General features: G+C 67.1%; 26 protein-coding genes. 9 read left to right on the top strand and 17 right to left on the bottom strand.

Annotated elements, in window-relative coordinates:
* Nucleotides 1–107: 107 nt before the first annotated feature.
* From ACJ7IV_RS04505 to ACJ7IV_RS04490, 4 genes are all read left to right on the top strand, one after another.
* Nucleotides 108–971: an SDR family oxidoreductase gene (locus tag ACJ7IV_RS04505; protein ID WP_483865960.1), complete on the top strand. Its 864-nt coding sequence runs from the start codon at nt 108–110 to the stop codon at nt 969–971.
* Nucleotides 972–1,065: 94 nt separating this feature from the next.
* The gene (locus ACJ7IV_RS04500; RefSeq protein WP_161431127.1) at nt 1,066–1,311 is read left to right on the top strand and encodes a type II toxin-antitoxin system CcdA family antitoxin; all 246 of its coding nucleotides are present in this window, start codon (nt 1,066–1,068) and stop codon (nt 1,309–1,311) included.
* Nucleotides 1,311–1,628: a CcdB family protein gene (locus ACJ7IV_RS04495; protein WP_213311332.1), complete on the top strand. Its 318-nt coding sequence runs from the start codon at nt 1,311–1,313 to the stop codon at nt 1,626–1,628. Before ACJ7IV_RS04500 ends, ACJ7IV_RS04495 begins: the two co-directional genes overlap by 1 nt.
* Before the next feature lie 129 nt (nt 1,629–1,757).
* Complete coding sequence (locus tag ACJ7IV_RS04490; RefSeq protein WP_483865959.1) at nt 1,758–2,345, top strand: NAD(P)H-dependent oxidoreductase; 588 nt, start codon at nt 1,758–1,760, stop codon at nt 2,343–2,345.
* A 22-nt stretch (nt 2,346–2,367) separates the two neighbouring features.
* On the opposite strand, the gene ACJ7IV_RS04485 is transcribed toward ACJ7IV_RS04490, so the two are convergent.
* From ACJ7IV_RS04485 to ACJ7IV_RS04470, 4 genes are all read right to left on the bottom strand, one after another.
* Entirely contained in the window at nt 2,368–2,832 is a 465-nt protein-coding gene (locus ACJ7IV_RS04485) for a hypothetical protein (RefSeq protein WP_483865958.1), read from the bottom strand.
* Nucleotides 2,829–3,725 carry a PhzF family phenazine biosynthesis protein gene (locus ACJ7IV_RS04480; RefSeq protein WP_483865957.1) on the bottom strand — a complete coding sequence of 299 codons (897 nt, stop codon included), beginning with the start codon at nt 3,723–3,725 and terminating at the stop codon, nt 2,829–2,831. The genes ACJ7IV_RS04485 and ACJ7IV_RS04480 overlap by 4 nt, the downstream gene beginning before the upstream one ends.
* Complete coding sequence (locus tag ACJ7IV_RS04475; protein ID WP_483865956.1) at nt 3,722–4,738, bottom strand: virulence RhuM family protein/type II toxin-antitoxin system death-on-curing family toxin; 1,017 nt, start codon at nt 4,736–4,738, stop codon at nt 3,722–3,724. The genes ACJ7IV_RS04480 and ACJ7IV_RS04475 overlap by 4 nt, the downstream gene beginning before the upstream one ends.
* Before the next feature lie 211 nt (nt 4,739–4,949).
* Nucleotides 4,950–6,083, bottom strand: coding sequence for an alkene reductase (locus ACJ7IV_RS04470; protein ID WP_483865955.1), 1,134 nt, complete (start codon nt 6,081–6,083; stop codon nt 4,950–4,952).
* Between the two features lie 228 nt (nt 6,084–6,311).
* On the opposite strand from ACJ7IV_RS04470, the gene argE reads away from it, so the two are divergent.
* Nucleotides 6,312–7,466, top strand: coding sequence for an acetylornithine deacetylase (gene argE, locus ACJ7IV_RS04465; RefSeq protein ID WP_483865954.1), 1,155 nt, complete (start codon nt 6,312–6,314; stop codon nt 7,464–7,466).
* A gap of 33 nt (nt 7,467–7,499) precedes the next feature.
* Nucleotides 7,500–8,222, top strand: coding sequence for a glutamine amidotransferase (locus tag ACJ7IV_RS04460; protein ID WP_483865953.1), 723 nt, complete (start codon nt 7,500–7,502; stop codon nt 8,220–8,222).
* Nucleotides 8,223–8,444: 222 nt separating this feature from the next.
* On the opposite strand, the gene ACJ7IV_RS04455 is transcribed toward ACJ7IV_RS04460, so the two are convergent.
* Both ACJ7IV_RS04455 and ACJ7IV_RS04450 read right to left on the bottom strand, forming a co-directional pair.
* Nucleotides 8,445–9,428 (bottom strand): DMT family transporter, encoded by a 984-nt coding sequence (locus ACJ7IV_RS04455; RefSeq protein WP_483865952.1) that lies wholly within the window; start codon nt 9,426–9,428, stop codon nt 8,445–8,447.
* A gap of 111 nt (nt 9,429–9,539) precedes the next feature.
* Nucleotides 9,540–11,243: a DEAD/DEAH box helicase gene (locus tag ACJ7IV_RS04450; RefSeq protein ID WP_232912846.1), complete on the bottom strand. Its 1,704-nt coding sequence runs from the start codon at nt 11,241–11,243 to the stop codon at nt 9,540–9,542.
* A 444-nt stretch (nt 11,244–11,687) separates the two neighbouring features.
* On the opposite strand from ACJ7IV_RS04450, the gene ACJ7IV_RS04445 reads away from it, so the two are divergent.
* Together ACJ7IV_RS04445 and ACJ7IV_RS04440 are read left to right on the top strand one after the other, a co-directional pair.
* Nucleotides 11,688–12,137 (top strand): YaiI/YqxD family protein, encoded by a 450-nt coding sequence (locus ACJ7IV_RS04445; RefSeq protein WP_483865951.1) that lies wholly within the window; start codon nt 11,688–11,690, stop codon nt 12,135–12,137.
* A gap of 51 nt (nt 12,138–12,188) precedes the next feature.
* Nucleotides 12,189–12,302 (top strand): DUF188 domain-containing protein, encoded by a 114-nt coding sequence (locus ACJ7IV_RS04440; protein WP_420841743.1) that lies wholly within the window; start codon nt 12,189–12,191, stop codon nt 12,300–12,302.
* 6 nt (nt 12,303–12,308) lie between these two features.
* On the opposite strand, the gene hslR is transcribed toward ACJ7IV_RS04440, so the two are convergent.
* Nucleotides 12,309–12,695: a ribosome-associated heat shock protein Hsp15 gene (gene hslR, locus ACJ7IV_RS04435; RefSeq protein ID WP_483865950.1), complete on the bottom strand. Its 387-nt coding sequence runs from the start codon at nt 12,693–12,695 to the stop codon at nt 12,309–12,311.
* Nucleotides 12,688–13,392, bottom strand: a complete 705-nt coding sequence (gene yrfG / locus ACJ7IV_RS04430; protein WP_483865949.1) for a GMP/IMP nucleotidase — start codon at nt 13,390–13,392, stop codon at nt 12,688–12,690. Before yrfG ends, hslR begins: the two co-directional genes overlap by 8 nt.
* Before the next feature lie 72 nt (nt 13,393–13,464).
* On the opposite strand from yrfG, the gene nudE reads away from it, so the two are divergent.
* Nucleotides 13,465–14,049 carry an ADP compounds hydrolase NudE gene (nudE, locus tag ACJ7IV_RS04425; RefSeq protein ID WP_161431104.1) on the top strand — a complete coding sequence of 195 codons (585 nt, stop codon included), beginning with the start codon at nt 13,465–13,467 and terminating at the stop codon, nt 14,047–14,049.
* A 6-nt stretch (nt 14,050–14,055) separates the two neighbouring features.
* Here nudE and ACJ7IV_RS04420 read toward each other — a convergent pair whose 3' ends face one another.
* From ACJ7IV_RS04420 to lon, 9 genes are all read right to left on the bottom strand, one after another.
* The gene (locus ACJ7IV_RS04420; protein WP_483865948.1) at nt 14,056–15,141 is read right to left on the bottom strand and encodes an oxidoreductase; all 1,086 of its coding nucleotides are present in this window, start codon (nt 15,139–15,141) and stop codon (nt 14,056–14,058) included.
* A gap of 61 nt (nt 15,142–15,202) precedes the next feature.
* Nucleotides 15,203–17,047 carry a dihydroxy-acid dehydratase gene (gene ilvD, locus ACJ7IV_RS04415; RefSeq protein ID WP_483865947.1) on the bottom strand — a complete coding sequence of 615 codons (1,845 nt, stop codon included), beginning with the start codon at nt 17,045–17,047 and terminating at the stop codon, nt 15,203–15,205.
* Nucleotides 17,048–17,143: 96 nt separating this feature from the next.
* Nucleotides 17,144–17,692, bottom strand: a complete 549-nt coding sequence (locus tag ACJ7IV_RS04410) for a hypothetical protein (RefSeq protein ID WP_483865946.1) — start codon at nt 17,690–17,692, stop codon at nt 17,144–17,146.
* 9 nt (nt 17,693–17,701) lie between these two features.
* Nucleotides 17,702–19,513 carry a TRAP transporter permease gene (locus tag ACJ7IV_RS04405; protein ID WP_483865945.1) on the bottom strand — a complete coding sequence of 604 codons (1,812 nt, stop codon included), beginning with the start codon at nt 19,511–19,513 and terminating at the stop codon, nt 17,702–17,704.
* A complete protein-coding gene (locus ACJ7IV_RS04400; protein WP_483865944.1) occupies nt 19,513–20,478 on the bottom strand; it encodes a TAXI family TRAP transporter solute-binding subunit in 966 nt (321 codons plus the stop codon). The genes ACJ7IV_RS04405 and ACJ7IV_RS04400 overlap by 1 nt, the downstream gene beginning before the upstream one ends.
* Nucleotides 20,479–20,604: 126 nt before the next feature.
* Nucleotides 20,605–21,267: an ATP-binding cassette domain-containing protein gene (locus ACJ7IV_RS04395; RefSeq protein ID WP_483865943.1), complete on the bottom strand. Its 663-nt coding sequence runs from the start codon at nt 21,265–21,267 to the stop codon at nt 20,605–20,607.
* A 1-nt stretch (nt 21,268) separates the two neighbouring features.
* Nucleotides 21,269–22,927 carry a thiamine/thiamine pyrophosphate ABC transporter permease gene (thiP, locus tag ACJ7IV_RS04390; RefSeq protein ID WP_483865942.1) on the bottom strand — a complete coding sequence of 553 codons (1,659 nt, stop codon included), beginning with the start codon at nt 22,925–22,927 and terminating at the stop codon, nt 21,269–21,271.
* Complete coding sequence (thiB, locus tag ACJ7IV_RS04385) at nt 22,903–23,901, bottom strand: thiamine ABC transporter substrate binding subunit (protein ID WP_483865941.1); 999 nt, start codon at nt 23,899–23,901, stop codon at nt 22,903–22,905. The genes thiP and thiB overlap by 25 nt, the downstream gene beginning before the upstream one ends.
* A 112-nt stretch (nt 23,902–24,013) precedes the next feature.
* Nucleotides 24,014–26,458, bottom strand: a complete 2,445-nt coding sequence (gene lon, locus ACJ7IV_RS04380) for an endopeptidase La (RefSeq protein ID WP_483865940.1) — start codon at nt 26,456–26,458, stop codon at nt 24,014–24,016.
* Between the last annotated feature and the right edge of the window lie 27 nt (nt 26,459–26,485).

Raw genomic sequence — 26,485 nt, 5'->3', positions numbered from 1 at the left:
CACTCCGTCCAACGCCACACGCTCCCTTTCGGCCACCATTGCCGAATCGGCTCCCGGGCCCTATGGTCGAGGCCGACCTCGCTCTCCCGCAATGAAAGGAAAACTGCATGCCAGCCACCCCGCCGCAGACGACCCGAAGCCTGCTGATCACCGGCTGCTCCAGCGGCATCGGGCATGCCGCGGCCCACGCCATGTCAGAGCGAGGCTGGCGGGTCTTCGCCACGGCGCGCAAGACAGAGGATGTGGCCCGGCTACGCGAGGAGGGCTTCGAGGCACTTACGCTGGACCTGGACAGCAGCGCCTCCATCGAGGCGGCGGTGGCAGATGTGGCACAGCGCACCGGTGGCACATTGACGGCGCTCTTCAACAACGGCGCCTACGGCCAGCCCGGCGCAGTGGAGGACCTCTCCCGCGACGTGCTGAGACAACAGCTCGAGACCAACCTGCTCGGCACTCACGAGCTCACCACCAGGCTGCTGCCGATGATGCGTGCCCAGGGGCATGGGCGCATCGTGCACAACAGCTCGGTGCTGGGCTTCGCCGCCCTGCCCTACCGCGGCGCCTATGTCTGCTCCAAGTTCGCCCTCGAAGGCCTCGCCGACACCCTGCGCCAGGAGCTTGTCGGCAGCGGCATCCATGTCAGCCTGATCCAGCCCGGTCCCATCAGCAGCCGCTTTCGCGAGAATGCCTACCGCGCCTTCCGCGCCAACATCGATACCCGGCACAGCGCCCATGCCGAGACCTACCGCAAGGTGGAGGCGCGCCTGGCCAGCCAGGACGGCAAGGGTGCCTTCACCCTGGGCCCCGAGGCCGTGGTGGCCAAGCTGATCCACGCCCTGGAACACCCGCGACCCAGACCGCGCTACGCGGTGACCCTGCCCACCCACCTCTTCGCCGCCCTCAGGCGGGTACTCAGTACTCGCGGCATGGATCGGGTGCTGCTGCGCGCGACGCGGGATGAAAGGGAGTGAATGCCCGAGGGATAACCCGCAGATAGCCCTCTTGCCGGGCAATCTCGGTGCGCATACGCTATGCGCATAGCCCTTCGAAACAGGAGACTTCTCCATGTCGCCACTCTTCGATGTCACGGCACCCAAGAAGGCCACCAACGTCAGCATCAACAGCGACCTGCTCCAACGTGCAAGGCGCCTGGGGATCAACCTCTCGGCCACCTTCGAAAGCGCGCTGACGGAAAAGGTACGTGCAGAGCAACGCGCACGGTGGCAACAGGAAAACACCGATGCCATTCGTGCCTACAACCAGTTCGTCGAAGAGAACGGCACCTTCGGTGATGGCGAACGGCAGTTCTGATGGCTCAGTTCAACGCCTACGAAAACCGGAATCCGGCCTCGCGACATCGATACCCCTACCTGCTTGATATCCAGAGCGATCTGCTGGAAGAGCTACGCACCACGGTTGTCGTGCCCCTCTGCCCTGTCACTCAAGCCGAAAGTGTGCGAATGACCTACTTGAATCCCGTCATCGAGATAGATGGTGAACATTACATCGCCATGACGCAGGAGCTCGCCGGAATCGAAAGGAAGCGACTCGGCGAATCCGTGCATGACCTTGGCATCTATCGCGATCGGATCATGGCCGCCGTCGACTTCCTGATCACTGGCATCTGATTCAACCAGCGGCCACCTGATGCGGCCGCAGTTCCCGCGCTGCCCATGCCTTGATGTCGATCAAGGTGATCGCCGGACGGGCGACTACGCTGAGGGCCAGGCCCCCTGCCTCACCTAGAGGTCGTCGTCATGCACCAGCGCATCCTGATCCTGCAGGGTCACCCCGACCGCAGCGAAGCCCACCTCTGCCACGCCCTGGCCGAACACTACCGCGCCGGTGCGGAGGAGCATGGCCATGAGATCCGCCAGATCGACCTGGCCAGCCTCGAGTTTCCCCTGCTTCGCAGCCAGAAGGAGTGGGAGCACTCGCCCCTCCCCGACAGCCTGGCCGAAGCCCAGCAGGCCATTGGCTGGTGCCAGCACCTGGTACTCATCTTTCCCCTGTGGCTTGGCGACATGCCGGCGCTGGTCAAGGGCTTCCTGGAGCAGGTGCTGCGCCCAGGCTTCGCCTTCGAGTACGAGGAGGGCAACCCCCTGGGCAGGAAAGGGCTGACAGGTCGCTCGGCTCGAGTCATCGTGACCATGGGCATGCCGGCAGCCATCTACCGCCACCTCTACCGAGCCCATAGCCTCAAGTCGCTGGAGCGCAACATCCTCGGCTTCGTCGGACTGTCACCGATACGCGAGACGCTGATCGGCGGTGTGGAGGGGGTGAGTCAGAAAGAGGTCGACGACTGGTTCCGCGAGATGCACACCTTCGGCGCCGAGGGCCGGTAGGCAGGCTCCGCTACGCTTCCGCCTACCGATCCAGCCCCAGCGATCGGGCCCGGCGATAAAGCGCAGTGATGCTACCGTTGCCCAGCATCATGCCGAGGCCCAGCACCACCACGACCAGGGCGTCATAGGCCACAGCGCCCGCGCCCGTGTAGGCTGCCACCAGCATGCCGACGTGACGCACCACCAGGTACACGCCGATCAGGAAGGTGCCCGCACGCACCAGGTCCTCGTCCGCGATGCGAGCGCCAGCGTCGGCCTTGACTCCGCCATGCAGCCTCTCCGCCAACCGGCCGGCGAAGCACCACAGGAGCACGCCACCGAGAATCGGCACCCCCACCGTCGCCAAATAGATCAGCAGCAACTTCCCGACCCCGGGCTCGGCGGCATTGGGCCCCAGCAACGCCAGCGCCGGTACCACCGAGAACAGCGTCTTCAGGAAGAGATAGAGACCCAGCAGCCGGATCAGCAGGATGGAAAAGGGCTTCATGGGGCCTCCCGGGAAAGCGTCAGTCCGCCTGGCAGGTGCAGAGTCCCGCTTCCCACAATCACCGCCTCTCCCGCGATGCGAATCGAAAGATCATCTTCGGTGCGCTCAGCCTCTGCAAGGATGCGGCTTGGGCGACCCATCTCGACCCCCTGCTCAATCTGCCAGCGCCATCGACCAACTCCTCTGTTCTGTGCCAGGTGCCCAGCCAAGGCCGCGGCCGCACTGCCGGTTGCCGGATCCTCACGCACGCCACCCGGCGTGGAAAACATACGGGCCCTCACGATGTGTGATGCACCAGCCTCCTTACCGGCCACATAGAGATAGACCTGATCGTGGCCGCTGGGTGACACCCGGTCCGACCAGATGCCCGGCGATGGCCGTGCCCACTCGAGGGCCTCAAGCGACGCGAGCTCGACCAGATGATAGGGCAGCCCGCAGGAGGCCAGTACGGGAGAACCGATAACCAGGTGCTCCTCCAAACCGAGCAGTTCAGCGGCGGAGATCCGAGTCAGGGGACTCGGCAGGCTGCTGAACGGCGCCGCCGTGGTAAATCGAGCCAGCTCGTTCTCGAACTCCACTACGATAGGACCGACGTCGGCCTCGAGAATCAGCGGGCAATCCCGTGCGGCCAAGCCCAGCGCCACCAGCAGGTGGGCGGTACCTACTGTCGGATGGCCTGCGAAGGGCAGCTCCTCCGTGGGTGTAAAGATGCGGATGGGGTAGCGATGATGGCCGGTTGCCCCTCCGACGAACACCGTCTCGGAGAGGTTCAGCTCGTTGGCGATGGCCTGCATCGTGCCAGAGGCGAGGCCCTCGGCGTGGGAAAAAACCGCCAGCGGGTTGCCAGCAAAGGCTCGGTCGGTGAAGACATCGAGCAGGAAATACTCGGTCATAAAGACTCTCCGGAAACTCGAGCTTCAGGGCTGGCCAGCATGTTCATGATTAACCGGACCATGGTCTCTTTGTTGGCCGGGTCGGACTCGGCGATCAGCAGCGTCAGGGCGGCGAGGCCCACGTCGTTGACCACCACCTCGCCGTGGGCATCGAGCAGGCGATCGTTGCGGTAGAGGAAGTCGACGAAGAGGTAGGCGGCACTACGCTTGTTGCCATCGGCAAAGGGATGGTTCTTGACCACGAAATAGAGCAGGTGCGCCGCCTTGGCCTCCACCGAAGGATAGGCCGGCTCGCCGAAGACCGTCTGGTCGAGATTGCCGAGCAGAGAACCGAGGCCGTCGCCACGCTCGCGGGCGAATAGCTCGGTGGCTTCCCCCTTGGCGATCAGCTCGGCCTTGAGCGACGCAAGCGCCTTGTGGGCCTCATCCAGCGTCGGCAGTCGGCCTCCGACCTGGGCATGGGGCTCTGTCAGCAGGCCCTCGTCGTAGCGCTGCAGCAGCAGGAAGGTCTGGGCGTAGCGGGTGAAGATATCCACCAGGCCCCGTCCGCTGGTGGCATCCAGCGCTGGGCTGCCGGCAGTCTTGCGCACCAAAGCCATGGCGGCCTCCAGCTCGCGGGCGTTCTCCTCGAAGCGCTGGCGGTTCAGCGTCCAGCCCTGGGTGAGGTGCTCGCGCAGCACGCGGGTGGCCCACTGACGGAACTGCACAGCGCGCCGAGAGTTGACGCGATAGCCCACCGAGATGATGGCATCGAGGTTGTAATACTCCACCTGATAGGTTTTGCCATCTGCGGCAGTTGTTGCATTTTTTGCAACAACTGACTCGCGATCCAGTTCCGCATCACCGAAGATGTTCTTCAAGTGTCGCGAAATCACAGACTTGTTGCGTTCGAACACGTCGGATAGCTGCTGCAGACTGAGCCAAACGGTCTCATGTTCGGCATCCAGTCGTACCTCGACCTCACGGCCGGCCTCCTGATAGAAGACGATGGGTGTCTCGCGGTTGGTGGTCATGTCCTGTATCCCCGATTCCCCTGCCTGCCCGTGCCTGCATTATGCGACGACTGTCCCGGATAGCGCTCCTTGCAGACGCATTATGTGGATGCTAAGCCGCAGCGTTGAAGGACGCCAATCGGCAAGTCCCCCGTACAACCCGCCCACAAAGCCACAAGCCCGGCTCGATGGCCGGGCTTGTGGCATTCAACGGCTTGTTGCTGGCGTCGGCTCAGCCGAGGCGGTCGTAGCCGTTGTCGAGGAAGGGGTAGTCGGTGTAGCCCTCCTCGGCGCCGCCGTAGAAGGTGGCGTGGTCGGGCTCGTTGAGCGCGGCGACCACCCGGAAGCGCTCTGGCAGGTCGGGGTTGGCGATAAAGGGGCGACCGAAGGCGATGGCGTCGGCGCTGTTCTCGTCGAGGCGCGACTGGGCACTTTTCGCGTCATAGCCGCCGCAGTAGATCAGTCCACCCTTGAAACACTCGCGCATCTGCTCGCGGAAGCCCTCGGGGTAGGTGATGTCGGCACCCGCGAAGCCGGGCTCGTTGAAGTGGAGATAGGCCAGGCCGCGCCGGTTGAGTTCATCGGCCAGGTAGTGGGCCATTTCCTCGGGCTCGTCGTCGGTAAGGCCGAACAGCTCGAGGAACGGCGTCAGGCGGATACCGACGCGCTCGGGGCCGAACACCTCGGCCACCGCATCGACCACCTCAAGAGTCAATCGCGCGCGGTTCTCGAGGGAACCCCCGTACTGGTCGGTGCGCTGGTTGGTGCCGGTGGCCAGGAACTGGTTGAGCAGGTAGGCGTTGGCGGCGTGGACCTCGACCATGTCGAAGCCGGCGCGCTTGGCACGCACGGCGGCCTGGCGGTAGTCCTCGACGATGCCGGGGATCTCGTCGGTCGCAAGCGCCCGCGGGGTGCTGGTAGGGTGCGGACCCGCCGTGCCGTCCTCGAACTCGACGAAGCACTCCGCGCCCTCGCCTTTCAGGGCGCTGGGGGCCACGGGCGGCTGACCGTCGGGCTGGACCATCTCGTGGGAAACGCGGCCGACGTGCCACAGCTGCAGGGCGATGCGCCCACCCTTGGCATGCACGGCCTCCACGACGCCCTTCCAGCCGGCCTCCTGCTCGTCGGTCCAGATCCCCGGGGTGTAGACGTAGCCGCGGGCGGTGGGCGAGATATTGGTGGCCTCGCTGATGATCAGGCCCGCCCCGGCGCGCTGGCCATAGTAGGCCTGCTGCAGCTTGCCGGGCACGCTGTCCGGGGTGCGTGAGCGGGTCAGCGGCGCCATGATCACGCGGTTGGGCAGGGTCAGGCTGCCGAGCTTGAGCGGCATGAATAGCCCGGGATTGAACTGGGGTGTATCGGTCATGGATCGCCTCCTGAGGCAAAAGATATTTCACTGAATGAAGATGCGACACACCATAAGCCTGTTAACGGCCAGCGCCAAACCAGTGAGAGGATCGACCAGATAGCCTGGCGCTATCACCCAGGCACACTGCCCCGCCTTCGGCCCGCCCGGCGGGCATGGTAGGCTGCTGCGAGTCGTCTTCATGCTTGCCCGCCATTCCATCTCTCACCCTCAGTCCAGGAGTGCGCCATGACCGCTGCCGAAATGCTCGACCGCCTGGTGGGCTTTCCCACCGTATCCCGGGATTCCAACCTGGCCCTGATCGAGTGGGTCGAAGCCTGGCTCGACGATTACGGCGTGGCGCACTGGCGGGTGGAGAGCGACGACGGCCGCAAGGCCAACCTGCTGGCACGCATCGGTCCGGACGTGGCCGGGGGCGTGGTGCTCTCCGGGCATACCGACGTGGTGCCGGTAGATGGCCAGCCTTGGGCGACCGACCCCTTCACCCTGACCGACAAGGGGGATGGTCGCCTCTATGCCCGCGGCACCTGCGACATGAAGGGCTTCATCGCCTGCGCCCTGGCCGAGGTACCGCGCTGGGTGAGCATGGAGCTCGACACGCCGATCTGGCTGGCGCTCTCCTACGACGAGGAGGTGGGCTGCATCGGTGCGCCGCGCATGATCGAGAAGCTGATGGCCGAGCATCCGCTGCCGGCGGCGGTCATTGTCGGCGAGCCGACCCTGATGCATCCAGTGGTGGCCCACAAGGGCGCCACCAACCTGCGCACCACGGTCACCGGGCGGGCCAGCCACTCCAGCCAGGTCAACCAGGGGGTCTCGGCGATCCACGTGGCGGCGCGGCTGGTCACCTATATCGAGGAGGTGATGGCCGAGCTGCGCGCCGAAGGGCGGGTCGACGAGGCCTTCAACGTGGTGCACTCCAGCCTGCATGTGGGCAGGATCCAGGGTGGCACGGCGATCAACATCATGGCCCGGGAGTGCACCTTCGAGTGGGAGATCCGCCACCTGCCCTCGGACCGCTTCGAGGACCTGATCGGCCGGGTCGAGGCCCGCGCCGCCGAGCTCGAGGCGGAGATGCGTAAGCGCGCGCCGGAGGCGAGCATCGTCACCCAGGCGCTCAACCAGACGGTGCCGGCGCTGGCCGACGACAACAACGCCGAGGTGCTGGCGCTGTGCCACGACCTGCTCGGCGAGCGCCCCGCCGGGGCGGTGGCCTACGCCACCGAGGCCGGCCAATTCCAGCGCCAGGGGCTGCCCACGGTGATCTGTGGCCCCGGCAGCATCAGCCAGGCCCACCAGCCCGACGAGTACATCGAGCACGAACAGCTCGAGGCGGGAACACGCTTCATGGCGGCACTGGGCGAGCGCCTGCAACGAAAGTAGAATACGGAGCCGTCACCCACGCCAGGAGTTCCCATGCCCCGACTACTGATCGTCAAGACCGGCGACGCCTTCCCCGAAGTGATCGAGCAATACGGCGACTTCGAGGGGCTGTTCCGGGAAGCCCTGGCGGGTGCCGGCTTCGCGGCCGAGGTGTTCGACGCCCGCCATGAGCCGCTACCTGACCTGGCCGAGATCGATGGCCTTATCATCACCGGCTCCCACGCCATGGTCAGCGACGAGGAACCCTGGAGCGAGGCGCTCAAGCCCTGGCTGGTCGCGGCCCGGGAGCGTAACCTGGCGATGCTCGGGGTGTGCTACGGCCACCAGCTGATGGCAGCGGCGTTCGGTGGGGTCAGCGGCTACCATCCCGCGGGGCGTGAATCCGGCACCCACGAGGTGACGCTCACCGAGTCGGGCCACGAGGACCCGTTGTTCGGCCGCCTGCCGGCGCGCTTCCCCGCCCAGCTGACCCATGCCCAGTCGGTGCTCAAGGCGCCCAGCGGCGCGGTGGTGCTGGCCCGCAATGCCCACGATGCCCACCAGGCCCTGCGCTACGGCCCGCGCCAGTGGAGCGTGCAGTTCCACCCCGAGTTCACCCCCGAGGTGATGCACGCCTACCTGGCCCGCCAGGTCGACAAGCTGCGCGACCAGGGGCAGGACGCCCACGCGCTAATGCGCCGTGTCATCGACACGCCCGAGGCGCGCTCGCTACTGGTGCACTTTGCCGAGGTGGCGGGGCAACACCCCAAGCGCTGAGACCGAGCCAACACCAACACCGAGGCGCCTGACGGCACCATTTGCCCGGGAAACCCGGCCTCCCACCAGGCAACGCCACATTTGCCAGAAGCTGGTCGTGAGCAGAGCCCTGGCCCATCACGACACAACCCCACCATATCGATAGGGTGGGGTTGTGTCCTCGCTTTCCGCTTCCAGCCGCGAAGCGGCGCCCTTCCAGCTTCAAGTCCCGGCGCAGCCGGGTCAGTGGCGCTCGCCCACCGGCGGGGCGGGGTCGCCGCGTGCGATGCTCGCCTCGGCGGCTTCATCACGCAGCCGTCTGGCATCCGGCGCGCCTTCGGCGGCCTTGCGCCGCTGGCGAGCGAGGTCACGCAGCGAGCTTGCCAGCATGGCGGCGACGATCATGCCGCCCCCCACGAAGGCCAGCGGCGCCGGCACCTCGCCGACCCACCACCACACCAGCAGGGTGCCGACCAGGGTCTCGAGCAGCATCACCAGGCTCACCTCGGCGCCCGGCAGATAGCGTGCCCCGGTCTGGATCAGGAAGTAGGCCAGCGGCAGCAGCAGCCCCATCAGCAACAGGCGCTGCATGTCCTCGCTCCCCGGCAGCTGGGCACCTCCCATGAGGGCCGCGGGCAGCAGCATCGCCAGGCAACCCAGCGGCAATACCACGGTGGTATCCAGGCCGCGCTGGCCGGTGCCGGGCCGGGAGCTGGCCACGCTGGTATTGACCGCAATGGAGACCGGGATGATCAGCGCCACCCCCAGCCCCAGCAGGCTGCCCTGCCCCACTTCGCCGGCGGCCATCAGGCTGGCCCCGACGATGCATACGCCGATCACCACCCAGGTCTGGCGGCGCAGTCGCTGGCCGAAGAACAGCATGCCGATCAGCCCGGCCACCAGCGGCGCCAGGTTGAGCATCACCAGCACGTTGCCTGCCGAGGTCAGCCGGGTTGCCCCCACGAAGGCCCAGGCACTGGCGGCGAACGCCAGCGGACACCAGAGCGCCGCCGGGCCGCAGTCGAGGATCGCCTGACCCAGACGCTGGCGGTAGCGTGCGGCGGCGATCAGCAGCAGCACCAGGCCCAGCATCAGCCCGCGCCAGAACATGAAAGTGGCCACGTCCACCGTGGTGTCCTTGACCAGCAGGGCATCCGGCGAGAGCAGCAGCACGCCGCTCATGGTGATCAGGTAGCCGCGCAGGCGAAACGGCAGCCGCTTCCACATCGGGGAGTCCTCCTTCCAGGCGAGATGGCGTGGTTACCAACGACAACAGGCCGGAGCGAGGCTCCGACCTGTCGTTGGGTGGGGTGCCGCCCGAGGGCGGCATCCGGGGCGTTACGCGCGCGACTGGCGGCGAATCGGTGACTCGCCGTCATCGCTGCGACGACGCGGGGCACGCTCGGGAGCACCACGGTCCTCGCTGATCTCCAGCGGACGGCCGGCCACGCGGGCGCGGGCCATCTTGGCCAGGATGCTGGCGGGCAGCGAGTTGGGCAGCTCGACCACCGAGAAGGCGTTGCGGATATCGATGCGCCCGATGCGGGCCCCTTCGATGCCACCCTCGTTGGCCAGGGCGCCGACCAGCTGGCCGGGCTTGACGCCGTCCTTGTGGCCCACGGAGACGCGATAGCGAGTCATGCCCTCGCTGGGACCACGCTCGCGGCGCGCCGGTTTGCCGTCACGCGGGGCGCGATCGTTGCGCTCCTTGCGCGGGGCCTGGAGGCGACCGATGGGCGCCTCGTCGGCACGCGCCAGGCGGGCGAAGGCACAGGCCAGCTCGACGGGGTCGTAGCCCTCACCGATCAGGCGCTCGACCAGGGCCTGCTGCTCCTCGGCACCGGCGGTCAGGGCGGCGATCACCTTCTGGTGGAAGGCCTCGTCGCGGTGGGCGCGGATGGCCGCCTCGTCGGGCACCTCCATCTCGCTCATCTTCTGGCCGGTGGCCTGCTCGATCCAGCCCGCCTTGCGGCCTTCGCGGAAGCCCACGAAGGTGATCGAGATACCGGTACGCCCGGCACGGCCGGTACGACCGATGCGGTGGGTGTACGCCTCGGAGTCCTGGGGCAGGTCGTAGTTGAAGACGTGGGTGATGCGCGGCACGTCGAGGCCACGGGCGGCCACGTCGGTGGCGATCAGCACGTCGACCTTGCCGCGCTTGAGGCGCTGGATGGTGCGCTCGCGCAGGCTCTGGTCGAGGTCACCGGAGAGGCTGGCCACGTTGAGGCCACGGGCGGAGAGCTGCTCCATCAGGGTGGTACAGGCCGCACGGGTACGCACGAAGACGATGGCACCATCCACCGGCTCCACCTCGAGGATGCGGGCCAGCGCTTCCAGCTTGGCGCCACCATCGACGCGCACCAGGCGCTGCTCGATGTTCTCGCCGGTGGTGGTGCGGGACTCGATGGCCACCTTCACCGGGTCCACCAGGTAGCGATTGACGATGCGCTCGATCTCGGCAGGCAGGGTAGCGGAGAAGAACACCCGCTGGGCGGCCTTGGGGGTGTCGGCGACCACGCGCTTGACGTCGTCGATGAAGCCCATGCGCAACATCTCGTCGGCTTCGTCCAGCACCAGGGCGGAGAGGCCGTCGAGCTTGAGGCTGCCGCGATCCAGGTGATCGATGATCCGGCCCGGGGTACCCACCACCACCTGGGCGCCGCGCTTCAGCGCACCCAGCTGCTCACGGTACTCCTGGCCGCCACACAGGGTGGCCACTTCCAGGCCCTTGAGGTTCTGACCATAGCGGGTGAAGGAGACGGCAACCTGCTGCGCCAGCTCGCGGGTCGGTGCCATCACCAGCACCTGGGGCTCGCGACGGGTCAGCTCGAGACGCGAGAGCAGCGGCAGGGCGAAGGCCGCGGTCTTGCCGGTGCCGGTCTGGGCCTGGCCCAGCATGTCGCGCCCTTCCAGCAGTGCCGGAATGGTCTCGACCTGGATCGGCGAGGGAGTCTGGTAGCCCAGAGACTCGACGGCAGAGAGAACGGCAGGCAGCAGAGCGAGATCGCCGAAGCTCGGCGAAGCGACAGAAGAAGAGGTCATCAATCACACCTTGGTAGGCCGGGATCACCGGCGTAAATTCATTGGCGTCCCTGACGCAGCAATAACGGTCAGGCGCGCTGTGCCCTCGAGGGGTGGCAGCACGGGACATCGGAGTCGGGGACGCCGGTCGCACCTGGCATCGGTTCCTGCCATCGTGGATGGCGAACAGGAACCCTGTGGCGACCGTTTGCGCCGATCTCGCCAGAACGGCGGGATCTCGGTGGCGCTCCATCTACACAATTCGAACGCTTGCGGCCTTCAGCGATGGCGCTGGACCTGGCGTTGCGGCGCCCATCCTGTGCTCGGTCGGTGACCGGCGGCGATGGCGTCGTACATGATGGTGGGGTCAACACATGCGAGGAGCGCGCATGCTACCATCGTCGACCTGTTCTGTCCACCCCTTTCGGCCGCTCTCTTGTTGCTGCTGTTAATCGAGGAGATGTCATGCCCAGCCTGTGGGTCGATGCCGACGCCTGCCCCAAGGTGGCCCGCGAGATCATCGTACGCGCCGCCGAGCGTACCCGGACGACGACCTGGTTCGTGGCCAACCATACGCTGCCACTGCCCCGCTCCCCGTGGGTCAAGGCGCTGGCCGTCAGCCAGGGCTTCGATGCCGCCGATGACGAGATCGTCGAGCGCATCCAGCCGGGCGACCTGCTGATCACCTCGGACCTGCCCCTGGCCATGGCGGCCATCGAGCGGCAGGCGAAGGTGATGACCACCCGCGGCGAGGCCCTGGACGCCAACAACATTCGCGCCCGGGTTCAGATGAGGGACTTCATGGAGACTATGCGCGCCAGCGGCGAGCACACCGGCGGCCCCAGCGGCTATTCCGACAGCGACCGCCGCGAGTTCGCCAACGCCCTGGATCGCTGGCTGGCGAAGAACGTCTAAGCGATGACGCATCTGCACCCGGGGTGCAGATTCGGCTGATTCAAGGGCAGCATGGAGACCATGCGCGCCAGCGGCGAGCATACCGGCGGGCCCAGCGGCTATTCCGACAGCGACCGCCGCGAGTTCGCCAACGCCCTGGATCGCTGGCTGGCGAAGCAGCGGTAGCCTGTCTTACTCCCCCTGGTTGCGCTGGAAGCGCTGGATCTCGCGGCGCTGCTTCTTGTCGGGGCGCTTGAGGGGGTGCTGCATGGCCTGGTTGGTCAGCCGGCGCGCCTCGGCTTCGCGCTCGCGACGGGCCACGCTCTCCTCGGTCTCGCGGTAGAGGGCGCGCGCCTCGGGGGCGCCGCGGCGCTGGTCGGAGAGCGCGATGACCTCCACCTCGAGGATGTCCCAGCCCTGGGGCACGCGAATGATGGCCCCCACCTCCACGGTCTTGCTGGTCTTGGCCCTGGCACCGTTGTAGTGCACCTTGCCGCCCTCGATGGCCTTCTTGGCCAGGCCGCGGGTCTTGAAGAAACGCGCCGCCCATAGCCACTTGTCGAGCCGTACGCTATCCATGGGCGCCTCCTCCATTCGCCTCGGCGCCCGGAGCCAGCGGCGGCTCGTTGCCGGGCAGGATGGCAGCGAAGGTATCCAGGGCGACGAACTCCTCTAACTCGCGTTCGGGCCGCCGACTGTCGGGCTGCTTGATGCCCAGCAGATGGCGGATGCCGAACTCCCGTGCGCTCTCCAGCACCCGCGGGTTGTCATCGATGAACAGGGTGCGGGAAGGGTCGAAGGGCTCCACCTCCTGCAGCGCGAACCAGAACGCCTGCTCCTCCTTGGGCACACCGAGGTCGGCGGAGGAGACGATGACGTCCAGGTACTGCTCCAGGCCGGTGAGCGGCAGCTTGAGCTCGAGGCTGGCGCGGTCGGCATTGGTGGCGAGCACCACCCGCGGGTGGGCCTGCTTGAGCCACTTGAGGAAGTCCAGGGCATCGCCGCGCAGGCCGATCAGGTGCTGGATCTCGCGCTTCAGGGCGACCACGTCGACGTCGAGCTCGCGGCTCCAGTAGTCGAGGCTATACCAGTTGAGGGTGCCCTGCTCATGCAGCACCTTCGAGCGCACCACCTCCTGGGTGGCCTCGTCGAGCTGGTGCAGCTCGACGTAGCGGCGCGGCAGGTGCTCGAGCCAGAAATGGCTGTCGAAATGCAGGTCCAGCAGGGTGCCGTCCATGTCCAGCAGGACGGTATCGATGGCGCGCCAGTCGATCATGGGGATTCCGGGTCGTGGCTTGCGGGAGGTGATATGGTAACAGGCGATCCCTCCCCCAGAAACGGAGCCGCCATGACCTCGCCCAGTTGGCCGCAGAAACCCGCTATCCTCGACCGCCGCTCGGTGGCCAGGAGCCGCCTGTTCCACGTGGAGTCACTGGACCTGCGCTTCTCCAACGGCGAAGAGCGCACCTTCGAGCGCCTGACCGGCAGCGACAGCGGCGCGGTGATGATCGTGGCCATGCCCGACCCCGAGCACGTGCTGCTGATCCGCGAGTACGCCGCGGGATTCGAGGACTATGTGCTGACCCTGCCCAAGGGGCTGGTGGACCCCGGCGAGGACATCATCACCGCGGCCAACCGTGAACTGATGGAGGAGTGTGGCTTCGGCGCCCACAACATCCAGCCGCTGGTCGAGCTGTCGCTGGCGCCCAACTACATGCGCCATCGCATGCAGGTGCTGCTGGCCAGTGACCTCTACCCCAAGCGACTGCCTGGTGACGAACCCGAACCACTGATCGTCGAGACGCACTCGATCCACGAGCTGCCCGCCCTGCTCGCCCGGGAGGACTTCCACGAGGCCCGGGCCATCGCCGCGTTGTATATCGCCCGCGACAAGCTGCTCGAACGCGAAGCGGAGACGGCCCTGCGCTGGTAGCGGGACTCAGCGCCGGTGCAGTCGCTGGCGCAGCAGCCCGTTGCCCTCCTTGAGACGCACCCAGCGCGCCTGGCGATAGCTGTCCAGGCCCGCCTCCAGCAGTTCCATCACCTCCATGGCACCGTCCAGCTGCACCGGCGGTGGCGTATCGTGCAGCAGCATCTCGGCCACCCCCGTGTAGAAGGCCGGGTAGTCGCCGGGCCGGTTGGGCTGCTCATGCACCGCCGGTGTTTCGCTCTCGTCACTGGCCAGGGTCAACCGCCCGAGGTCGGGGTCATCGCCCAGGCCAGCCACCACCGCCAGGCTCTCCCTGAGGCGTGCCTCCTGTGGATCCTGGCCGAACTTCACGTAGCTGCCGAGGGTCCCGTGCACCCGGAAGCGGGGCGTGGGATCGGCCACCAGCGAGCTCGCCTGGAGGGTGACCCGCGGGCCGTCGTACTCCAGCAGGCAGAGGAAGTCATCGTCCACCTCGGCGCCGTCGCGCAGGGTGGCGAGTTCCAGCAGGATCGCCCGCGGCATGCCGAACAGCTGCACCACCTGGTCGAGCAGGTGCGGCCCCAGGTCGTACCAGATCCCCCCGCCCGGTCGATGGTTCTCGAGCCAGCGATCGGTCACCGTGGGCCGGAAGCGATCGAAGCGCGACTCCAGCGACACCACCCGCCCCAGGGTGCCCGCCTCGAGCAGCCCCTTGAGGGTCAGGAAGTCGCTGTCCCAGCGGCGGTTATGGAAGACACTCAGGCTACGCTCGGCGTTATCCGCCTGGGTGCGCAGCAGGCGTGCCTCGGAGAGTGACACCGTGAAGGGCTTGTCCACTACCACATGCTTGCCCGCGGCGAGCGCCGCCTTGGTCAGCGGGAAGTGGGTATCGTTGGGGGTGGCGATGACCACCAGGTCGATATCGCGACGCGCGAACAGTGCCGGCGACTTGGCCAGCACCTCCACCTCCGGCAGGTCAGCGTGGACCCGTTCGGCATCGCCGCTGACCACGGCGACGAGCTCCAGGCCCTCGGTGGCCTGTATCAGGGGCGCGTGGAACACCTGGCCCGCCTGGCCATAACCGACCAGCCCGACGCTGAGCGTATGGGTCTTCATCGCAGCCTTCCTTGAAAGAGACGCCGACGCCCCGGCCAGAACCGGGGCGTCGGGGAGTGGATCAATCGAGCTTGGTCAGATCGCGTACCGCACCCTTGTCGGCCGAGGTGGCGAGCAGTGCATAGGCCTTGAGTGCCGCGGAGACCTTGCGGTCGCGCTGGATACTGGGCTTCCAGGCATCGCCCCCCCTGGCCTCCATGGCCGCGCGGCGCTTCGCCAACTCCTCATCGGAGAGCTTGACGTTGATGGCGCGGTTGGGGATATCGATCTGGATGATATCGCCCTGCTCGACCAGGCCGATGGCGCCGCCGGCGGCAGCCTCCGGGGAGGCGTGGCCGATGGAGAGACCGGAGGTGCCGCCGGAGAAGCGACCGTCGGTGAGCAGCGCACACGCCTTGCCCAGCCCCTTGGATTTCAGGTAGCTGGTCGGGTAGAGCATCTCCTGCATGCCGGGACCGCCCTTGGGTCCCTCGTAGCGGATGACGACCACGTCACCCTCCTTCACCTTGCCGCCGAGGATATGCTCCACCGCCTGGTCCTGGGATTCCACCACGTGGGCCGGCCCCTCGAATACCAGGATCGACTCGTCCACGCCGGCGCTCTTCACCACGCAGCCGTCGACTGCGATATTGCCCTTGAGCACCGCCAGGCCGCCCTCCGTCGAGAAGGCATGCGCCAGGTCGCGGATACAGCCGGTGGCGCGGTCACCATCGAGGCTCGGCCAGCGCGCGCTCTGGGAGAAGGCGGTCTGGGTGGGAATGCCGCCGGGACCGGCCTTGTAGAACTCCACCACCTCGGGGCTGGGATTGCGCATGATGTCCCACTCATCCAGGGCAGCCTTCATGGAGTCGCCGTAGACGGTGGGCACCCGGGTATCCAGCACCCCGGCGCGATCCAGCTCGCCGAGGATCGCCATGATGCCGCCGGCGCGGTGCACGTCCTCGATATGGTACTTCTGGGTGTTGGGGGCCACCTTGCACAGCTGCGGCACCTCACGCGAGAGGCGATCGATATCCTCCATGGTGAAGTCGACCTCGGCCTCCTGGGCGGCGGCCAGCAGGTGCAGGATGGTGTTGGTAGAGCCACCCATGGCGATATCCAGGGTCATGGCGTTCTTGAACGCCGCCTTGGAACCGATGGCACGCGGCAGCAGGTGCGCCTCGTCCCCCTCATAGACCCGCTTGGCCAGCTCGACGATACGGTGCCCGGCATTCTCGAACAGGCGACGGCGATCGGCATGGGTAGCCACCACTGTACCGTTGCCCGGCAGCGCCAGGCCCAGGGCTTCCATCAGGCAATTCATGGAGTTGGCGGTAAACATGCCGGAGCAGCTACCACAGGTGGGGCAGGCGCTGCGCTCCACCTCGGCCAGGGTCTCGTCGTCGACGCTGTCGTCGGCGGCCATCACCATGGCATCCACCAGGTCGAGGCCGTGGTCGAGCAGCTTGGTCTTGCCCGCCTCCATGGGGCCGCCGGAGACGAAGATCACCGGGATATTGAGGCGCATGGCGGCCATCAGCATTCCGGGAGTGATCTTGTCGCAGTTGGAGATGCACACCAGGGCGTCGGCGCAGTGGGCATTGACCATGTACTCGACGCTGTCGGCGATCAGGTCGCGGCTGGGCAGCGAATAGAGCATGCCGTCGTGGCCCATGGCGATACCGTCGTCCACGGCGATGGTGTTGAACTCCTTGGCCACCCCGCCGGCCTTCTCGATCTCGCGGGCCACCAGCTGCCCCATATCCTTCAGGTGCACGTGGCCCGGCACGAACTGGGTGAAGGAGTTGGCCACGGCGATGATCGGCTTGTGGAAGTCGTCATCCTTCATGCCAGTGGCGCGCCACAGGGCGCGGGCGCCGGCCATGTTGCGACCGGCAGTGGTGGTGCGGGAACGGTACTCGGGCATGGTGTCCTCTTCTTCGCGTGCGGCCGCCTGTGCCGGCGGCTCGGTGTCCAGGTCAGCCCACGATTCTGGCACGCGACCGGCCGTCAGGCCAGTGACTCAGGCAAGTACCAGCGGGTGGTCCTCGGGCAGCGGCCGAGTGCCGTAGAGCACCCAGACATCCAGCGCCGGCCCCAGGTCCTCCATCAGGCGCAGCTGATCGGGGTTTCGCTCAAGCGCTTCCCAGGCGCAGATACCGGCATCGAGCTCCCCTGACAACAACGCCTCCGACACCGCCACGATGGTGGCGTAGTCACGCTGCTCGCTGAAAGTCGAGAGATCCGTGTAGTAGCGCGTGGCGGGCTGCAAACCTACCCTCGCCGGGGCGCCCACCCCCGTCCTCGCCAACAGCGCCAACGGACGACTTCCGGCAACGAAGGTATCCACCGGAAAGGCACGGTGCATAGTGCGCCCCACGCAATCGGCGTGGCTGAAGTGGGCACTACACTGCAGCACCCGATCGACCCGGCCAGCGAGGAGCGCCTCGAAGGCCGCGGGGAAGGCCTCGAACAGCTGGATTTCCGCGCCGGCGGGACCGCGCCGCTCGAGATAGCGACGTAACACCAGCGCATGGTTGCTGGCCTCAGGACCCAGGGTGGCAAAACGCATCGCGACCTCCTAAAGCAGAAAGACGATCACCGCCCCCGCGACGATCAGCAGCAGGCGCAGCCACACCGCCCGCCGCGCGATCACACCGAAGGAGATGGCTGACAGCCCGGCACCAATCTTGACCATGTCGAACAAGGCCGCCACCGGCGAAGATGCCAGACGGATGACTTCCGGGTTGGCCACCATGGCCAGCGGAATCAGGTAGAGCCCGATCCCCAGCGCCATGGCCCGTAAGGCCACCTTCAGCCAGCTCTCACCCGCCATGCCGGCAGCAATGAAGACCCCGCCACATACAGGAGGCGTGATGGTGGAGAGCAGCGCGTACCAGAACACGAAGAGGTGAGCCATCAGCGGTGGCAGACCCAGTTCGGTCAATGCCGGGCCGGCCACCGAGACGCAGATCACGTAGGCCGCAGTGGTGGGAACTTCCATCCCCAGCACCAGGCAGGCCAGGGCGGTCAGCAGCAACGCCGGCCACAACATCTCCCCGGAAAGCGAGAGGATACCCGAGGTGATCTTGACTCCTAGCCCGGTCATCGACAGCACACCGATCACCAGTGAGGCACAGATGATGATCGAGCCGATCACCGCCACCTGGCGTCCGGCCGTCAGCAGCGCCTCGGCAAGCCGCGAACCGAAACCACGCAGCGAGAAGGAAAGCGTAACGTCGAAGAAGAGCAGTGCCAGCCCAGCGAAGATCGCCAGGCTGGCCGCATACTGGGGCGTATTACCACCCAGGAAGATCCGTTCCAGCAGGATCACGAAGGGAACGGTGAAGAACAGCGAGGTGATCAGGACCTCACGCCCAGAAGGGCGATCTGCCTCGGCAACCGGCTTGAGGTCGTGCCGGGTAGCATAGGCATTGATTCCCACCCAGACGGTGGAGAAGTAGAGAATCGCTGGCAGCATTGCCGCCGCCATGATCTGCGTGTAGGGCGTGCCGGTAAGCTCCACCATGACAAAGGCCCCAGCGCCCATCAGCGGCGGCATGATCTGCCCACCGGAAGAGGCGACAGCCTCCACGCCACCGGCAAGCGCACGCGGGTACCCCAGGCGCACCATGGAGGGAATCGTGATGGCTCCGGTTGAAGCCACATTGGCCGAGGCAGAACCGGAAATGGAGCCCATCAGTGCCGATGAGATCACCGAGACCTTGGCCCCGCCACCGGTCAAGCGGCCGGCCATGGCACCGGCGAGATTCATGAACCCCCGCCCCGCCTCACCGGCATTGAGCACCGCCCCGAAGATCACGAAGATCGCCACCACACCGACACTGACGCCGGTCAGCGAGCCCCAGAGGCCACCTTCCGAGATCGTCAGAGTGCCCATGAAGCTCGGCAGCGGCATGCCGGGGTGGCCGAACTGGCCAGGTACCAGATTGCCGAACAGCCCATACAGCAACGCCACCAGGGCCACCAGCGGTAGCGGCCAACCGATGGCACGCCGTGCCGTCTCCAGCGCCAGCAGCACCAGGAAGGTGCCGATCGCCATCTGCAGCGTATTGTCGATAAAACCATACTGCTGCATCAGGACGTCGTGATTGAAGGCAATATAACCACAGGCGACCACGCCCAGAACGGTCAGCACCCAGCCGCTGAGGCGTTCGAAGCGGGTGCGCGCCATGAAGATCAGGATCCAGGGCAGCGCCAGGGCCATGTGCACGGGGCGACTGATCAGCGCCGGCGCAAGCCCATAGAAGATCAGCCCCAGATGGAAGATGACACTGACGGCACCGAGCGTCACCCAGGCGGGATGCAGCGGAGCAGACACGACATCGCCGGCCGGAGCCGGCGATGTTGATGACGATGTGGAGTGAGACATCAGCGCAGCTCGTCGGGGATCTCGATGCCGGCCTCATCGTAGTAGCGTACGGCCCCCGGATGCAGGGTACCGGCGATATTGTCGATCATGTCGTGGGTGATACTGCCCCACCAGGCGGCTTCTTCGGCCATCGCATCACGACGCTCCCAGAAGGTCCGGGTCAGGTTGTAGGCGGTGTCTTCATCCATGCCGGTGGTGGTGTAGGCGATGACCGGCAGCGAGGTAGTCTCCACATCCTGATCGACGCCGGCATACGTGCCTGCTGGAATGGTCTGACGCGCAGCACCCGTCATCTCGATCTGCTCATCGCTCAGGCTGACGAGGCTGACCGGCATGCTGGCGGCAGTCTCGATGACGTTGGGGGTGGGGAAGGAGCTGGCAGTAACGAAGGCGTCGATCTGGCCATTCTTCAAGGCATCAGGACCGCTGCCGATACTCGCGTTGGCCACCTCCACCCTGTCGATGAGGTCGAAGAGTTCCAGATAGCGCTGGGCCTCACGGGCGCCGAAGGTGCCCTGGCCAATCAGGATCTCCTTGCCCTCGAGCGCCTCGATATTTACAACGCCTTCGTCACCGGCAAGCACGAAGTGCATCGTTATTGCCGGTATCGGGAAGAGGCCACGAATCTCCTGGAAGCGGGGATTCTGACGCTCGGCGAAGGGGCCGGAACCTTCCTGAGCACTCTCCACCAAGCCCGGCGGCGTGGTGAACACATAGTTCCCCTGACGCGCCATAACCTCCATCACGTTCTGAACAGAACCCTGGCTCTCTTCCAGGGTCACCACCACTTCACCATCGGTACCCTGTCGAATGGCCTCGGCCAGTTCCACACCCATCTGGTAGTAGGCGGTACCCGCGGACGCCGACTTGTAAGTCACGCGGGTCTCGGCATGGGCCTGCAGGGCCGCGGCTCCCATCAGGATTGCGGTGGTGGTGGCCAGCAAGGTGCGGCTAAGGCGGGGCATCGGCGTCTCCCAGAATGTCCAGTATTGAGCATGTTGTGATTGCATACTTCAGCAATCACTATAATGCCGAACGTCCACCCGAGGAACCTCACCCAATGCCGAAGCACTGGCGGCCTCGGCGATGATCTAAGCCCGCACGGGAATCTCCACCATCCGTCCCGCCTCCAGCCGGCAGCGGCGATCAGCCAGAGCGTCGATGTCGTCGCGGTCGTGGCTGACCAGGATCACCGCAGCGCCCGCCTCCTTCTGCCGGTGCACAAGCGCCCACAGGCCCTCGCGGGTGGCCTCGTCGAGGCCGGTGAAGGGCTCGTCGAGCAGCAGCAGCGGCGAGGCCCGCAGCAGGGCGCGCAGCAGCGCCACTCGCTGGCGCTGGCCGCCGGAGAGCTCGCTGGGCAGGCGCGCCTCGAGGCCGGCCAGCCCCACATCGGCCAGGCCTTCCGTGATGCACCGGCGCTGGTCGGCGGTCAGCTGCAGGTCCGGCGCCAGGCCGAGCCCCAGGTTGGCCCACACCGGCAGGTGGTCGAAGAGGTTGTGCTCCTGGAAGACGGTGGTGATGCCACGCCCCCAGGGCGGACGCGCCAGCAGGTCCTCCCCTTGCCAGGTCAGGGTACCGCCCTCGGGCTCGAGGAAGCCGGCCAGCAGCCCCAGCAGGGTACTCTTGCCGCAGCCGGAGGGGCCCTCCACCGAGAGGCACTCACCCGGAGTCAGGCGGAAGGTGAAGCAGAAGGCCGGCGTCTCGCCGGGGTCAGCGCGGTCGTAATGGAAGGTCAGGTCGCGACAGTCGAGCATCTCAGGGTCTCCAGCGCGGACGCGGTGGACGGCGGGTCAGGCCACCCAGCACGGCGAATGTCAGGGTCACCAGCACCAGCAGCAGCAAGGCGGTGGCCGCCGCACCCTGCCAGCGATAGCCACCCAACTGCTGGTAGAGCAGCATCGGCAGGGTCGGCGCCGAGGGGCTGCCGAACAGGGCGATGACGCTGAAGTCCCCCAGCGACAGCGTCATGGCGTAGGCCAGCGCCAGGGCCAGAGGGCGGCGCAGCCGGGGCCAGGTGAGCCAGCGCAACCGAGCGGCCCCGCGCACCCCGAGCTGGTCGGCCAGACGCGCCTCGGGGGCGGTCAGCCCCGGCAGTGCCCCGCGCAGCACCTGCATGGCGAAGGGCAGCGCCATCAGGGCGTTGACTAACACCACCAGGGCGTAGCCTTCCCAGCCGCTGCCCAGGGTGGGGCGCAGCAGCAGGAAGAGCCCGGTGCCCAGCACCAGCGCCGGTACCACCAGAATCAGCTGACCGCCGCCCTCCATGACCAGACCCAGGACTCCGCGACCGCGGCGGCGCAGCCAGCGGCTGCCGGCCAGCAGCGCCAGCGCCAGGACGAGGGCCCCGAGGCCCGCTCCCAGCGCCATGACCAGGCTCCTCGCCGCCGCCGGCCACAGGCTCGCGGCCCGGGGTAGCTCGGCGAGCCCGCCCAGGCCGGCGATGACGATGGCCACCAGGGGCGGGGCCAGCAGCGCGACCAGGGCCAGCATCCAGAAGCCATCGATCCAGCGCGACAGCCCCAGGGCGTCGCGGCGGCGCCAGCGTCCCAGGGCCGGCAGGCGCACGCTGCCCACCATCAGCGAGGGCGCCCCACCCCGGGAGAGTGCCAGCAGCCACAGCGTCAGGCAGATCGTCAGCTGGGTCAGCGCCAGCAGCGCGGCCAGGGCCAGGTCATGGTCGAACTTGAGCGCTTGGTAGATCGCCACCTCCAGGGTGGAGCTGCGCGGCCCCCCGCCCAGGGTCATGACGATGGCGAAGCTGGTGAAGCAGAGGGTGAAGACCAGCGCCCCCAGCCGCGGGATCAGCGAGGCCAGGCGCGGCCACTCCAGGGTGCGCCAGATTGCCCCCCGCGAAAGCCCCAACTGGGCGGCCAGCCGCCAGTGGGCCGCCGGCGCCGTCTCCAGGGCCTGCAGCATCAGCCTCGCGGCGAGCGGCAGGTTGTAGAACACATGGGCCAGCACGATGCCCGAGAGGCCATAGAGGTAACCGGCCTCCAGGCCGAAGAGCCACTCCCACAACGGCGCCGCCCAGCCACGCCGGCCGTGCACCGCCACCAGGCCGAACAGGCCGATCAGGGTGGGCAGTACCAGCGAGAGCTCCATGGCGCGCAGCAGCAGGGCCCGGCCGGGGAAGGCGGGTCGCCGCGCCAGGGCCACGGCCACGGGCACGGCGAGCCCCACGCTGAGCAGCGTGGAGAGCGTGGCCTGCCACAGGGTGAAACGCAGGATGGCGGCGAGCCAGGGCTCCTGCCAGAGCATGGCCGGGTGCACCTCGCGGGCCTGCCACAGCAGCGCCCCCAGGCTGCCGAGCCCGAGGCCCGCCACCAGCGCCAGGGCGGCGAACCCCAGCCCCGGCGGCCAGGGTGAGGGGCGCGCCCAGCGCGGCGGCGTCAACGCGCCGCGGCGTTCAGCCACTCGCGGATCCAGGCGCGGCGATTGTCGCGCACCTCCTCGGGAGTGAACGTCAGGCTCTCGGGGTCGATCAGCCGCTCGAACACCGCCGGCAGCTCGTCACCCAGGTCGATGGCCGGGTTCATCACGTTGCCCAGCGGGATATGACGCTGGAAGTCGGGCGTGAGCATGAAGGCCAGGAAGTCGCGGGCCAGCTCGGGCTCGTCGCTGGAGCGCAGCATCGCCGCGGTCTCCACCTGCAGGTAGTGGCCTTCGGCGAACTCGGCGGCCTGGTAACGATCGGTCTCCTCCACCGCCATGTGGTAGGCCGGCGAGGTGGCGTAGGAGAGCACCATGGGCGCCTCGCCGTTCATGAACAGCGAGAAGTAGGCCTGGCTCCAGCCGTTGGTCACGGTGAGCACCCGCTCGTTGAGCATCGCCCAGGCCGCAGGGGCTTCATCGCCGTAGACATGCTTCATCCACAGCAGCAGCCCCTGGCCGGTGACGCTGGTGCGTGGGTCCTGGAGGATGATCTTGACGTCGTCCGGGGCCTCGAGCAGTTCGGCGAAGCTGCCCGGCGGATCCTCCAGCTGCTCGCTGTCGTAGACGAAGGCGAAGTGGCCCCAGTCGTAGGGCAGGAAGGTGTCGTCGTCCCATGCGATGGGCAGCTCGAGCGCGCTCGTGTCGACGCCATGGGGCGCCAGAAGGTCGAGTTCACGGGCCTCGGCCATCAGGTTCATGTCGAGACCGAGCACCAGGTCGGCGCCGCTGCCCTCCCCCTCCAGGCGCAGGCGCTGGAGGATATCCACGCCACCGTCGAGTGCCACGAAGCGCAGGTCGCAGTCGCCGCAGCGCGCCTCGAAGGCCTCCTCGATGGCGGGCCCCGGCCCCCACTCGGAGACGAAGGAGTCGTAGGTATAGACAGTGAGCGTTCGCTCCGCAGCAGCGGCACCCACCGCCGACATGCCCAAGGCTAGTGCTACCAGAGATCTCATCATGGGGGGAGTCCCGTTATCGGTAACAAGCCCGGAGCCCATGTGGTAACGGGCTCCGGGGGTTCTTCCAGCTTATGGCTTATGGCTTACGGCTTACGGCTCCGGCGCAGCCGGGTCACCCGAATACCACCTTGGCCACGTCCTTGTAGCGCCTGGCGAAGTGTACGGTCATACCCTCCTTGAGGTGCTCCGGTAACTCGTCGTAGTCGCGGTGGTTGGCCTCGGGGAGGATCACCTCGAAGATGCCGCTGCGCCGGGCGGCGATCACCTTCTCGCGGATACCGCCCACCGGCAGCACATGCCCGGTCAGGGTCAGTTCACCGGTCATCGCCAGGTTGCGATCGATGGCCTGGTGCTTGGCCAGCGAGAGCAGTGCGGTGGTCATGGTCACCCCCGCCGAGGGGCCATCCTTGGGCGTGGCGCCCTCCGGCACGTGCATATGCACGAAGGCGGAATCGAAGAAGTCGGCGTCGGCGCCATACTCGGCCAGGTGCCCCAGCACATAGCTGTAGGCGATGTTGGCCGACTCCTGCATCACCTCGCCGAGCTTGCCGGTGAGCTTGAAGCCGCGGGTCAGCGAATGCACCTTGCCCGCCTCGATGGGCAGGGTCGCGCCGCCCATGGAGGTCCAGGCCAGGCCGGTGACCACACCCTCGCCCTGGAGCACCTGCTCCTTGCGGAACAGCGGCGCCCCCAGGTACTCCTCGAGATTCTTCACCGAGACCTTCACCGACTGCTGCTCGCTCTCCAGCAGCTTGACCGCCGCCTTGCGCACGATGCGATGCAGCTGCTTCTCGAGCTGGCGCACCCCGGCTTCCCGGGCATAGCCCTCGATCACCTGGCGCAGCGCGGCGTCGGTGAGATTGATGCGCTTCTTGGGGATATTGTCGCGCTTGAGCAGCTTGGGCCACAGGTGGTGCTTGGCGATCGCCATCTTCTCCTCGGCGATGTAGCCGGAGAGGCGAATCTGCTCCATGCGGTCGAGCAGCGCCGGGGGAATCGAGTCCAGGGTGTTGGCGGTACACACGAAGAGCACCTTGGAGAGGTCCAGGCGCACGTCCAGGTAGTGGTCGAGGAAGTCGACGTTCTGCTCCGGGTCGAGCACCTCGAGCAGTGCCGAGGCGGGGTCACCCTGGAAGGACTGCCCCATCTTGTCGATCTCGTCGAGCATGATCACCGGGTTCTCGACCTCGACCTCCTTGAGGGCCTGGGCGAGCTTGCCGGGCATGGCGCCGATATAGGTGCGCCGGTGCCCCTTGATCTCCGCCTCGTCGCGCATGCCGCCCACCGAGAAGCGGTAGAACTCGCGGCCCAGCGCCTCGGCGATGGAGCGACCCACCGAGGTCTTGCCGACCCCGGGTGGCCCCACCAGCAGCACGATGGAGCCGCCCACGTCGCCCTTGAAGGTGCCCTCGGCGAGGAACTCGACGATGCGCTCCTTGACGTCGGCCAGGCCGTCGTGGTCGCGGTCGAGCACCTGGCGCGCATGGGTGAGGTCGAGCTGGTCCTGGCTGCGCACGCCCCAGGGCATGCTGGTCAACCAGTCGAGGTAGTTGCGGGTGGTGCCGTACTCCGGCGAGCCGGTCTCGAGCACCGCCAGCTTGTCGAGCTCCTCCTCGATGCGGGTCAGCACCTTGGGCGGCACCACCAGGCTCTCGAGGCGGTCACGGAAGGTGTCGACGTCGTTCTCGCGGTCGTCCTTGGAGATGCCCAGCTCGCGCTGGATCACCTTGAGCTGCTCGCGCAGGAAGAACTCACGCTGGCGCTCCTGCATCTGGGCGTTGACCTGGTCGCTGATCTCGCTCTGCAGCTGGGCGACCTCGATCTCCTTGCGCAGCAGCGGCAGCACCTTCTGCATGCGAGCCAGCACCGGCAGGGTGGCCAGCACGTCCTGCAGCTCGTGCCCCTTGGCCGAGGTGATGGCGGCGGCGAAGTCGGTGAGCGGCCCCGGCTCGTGGGGGCTGAAGCGATTGAGGTAGTGTTTGAGCTCCTCGCCATAGAGCGGATTGATCGGCAGCAGCTCCTTGATGCCGTTGATCAGCGACATGGCATAGGCACGCGCCTCGTCCGCCTCGGCATCCACCGGCTCGCGGGGGTAGCTCACCTCCACCAGGTAGGGCGGCTCCCGGGAGATCCAACGCTGGATCCGGAAGCGCTGCAGGCCCTGGGCAATGAACTGCAGCTGGTCATCCTCGCCCTGCAGCTTGTGCATCTTCACCGCGGTACCGATCTCGGGAAAGTCGCCGTGATCCAGACCCTCCAGGGCGGCATCACCGACGAAGGCCAGGCCCACAGTATGGTGGGGCGTCTTGGCCACCCGCTCGATGGTCTCCTCCCAGCGCTCGCGGTTGATCACCAGAGGCTGCACCTGGGCGGGGAAGAAGGGGCGGTTATGGATGGGAAGCAGGTAGATGCGCTCGGGCAGCGCCTCTCGGGCCGGCACCACGGAACGCTGGCTGTCGCCGGACGCCTCACCGAGGTCGAGGGACTCGTCCTGCTCCTGCTCGTCGTGGATCCATTCCGGCTCGTCAGAATCGTGGCGGTCCTGGTCGTCGCTCATGGGGTCTCCCTGTCCAAGCGGTTGGGC

The organism is Halomonas sp. C10-5 (assembly GCF_057169305.1).
This window is presented reverse-complemented; position numbering and strand designations above follow the sequence as displayed.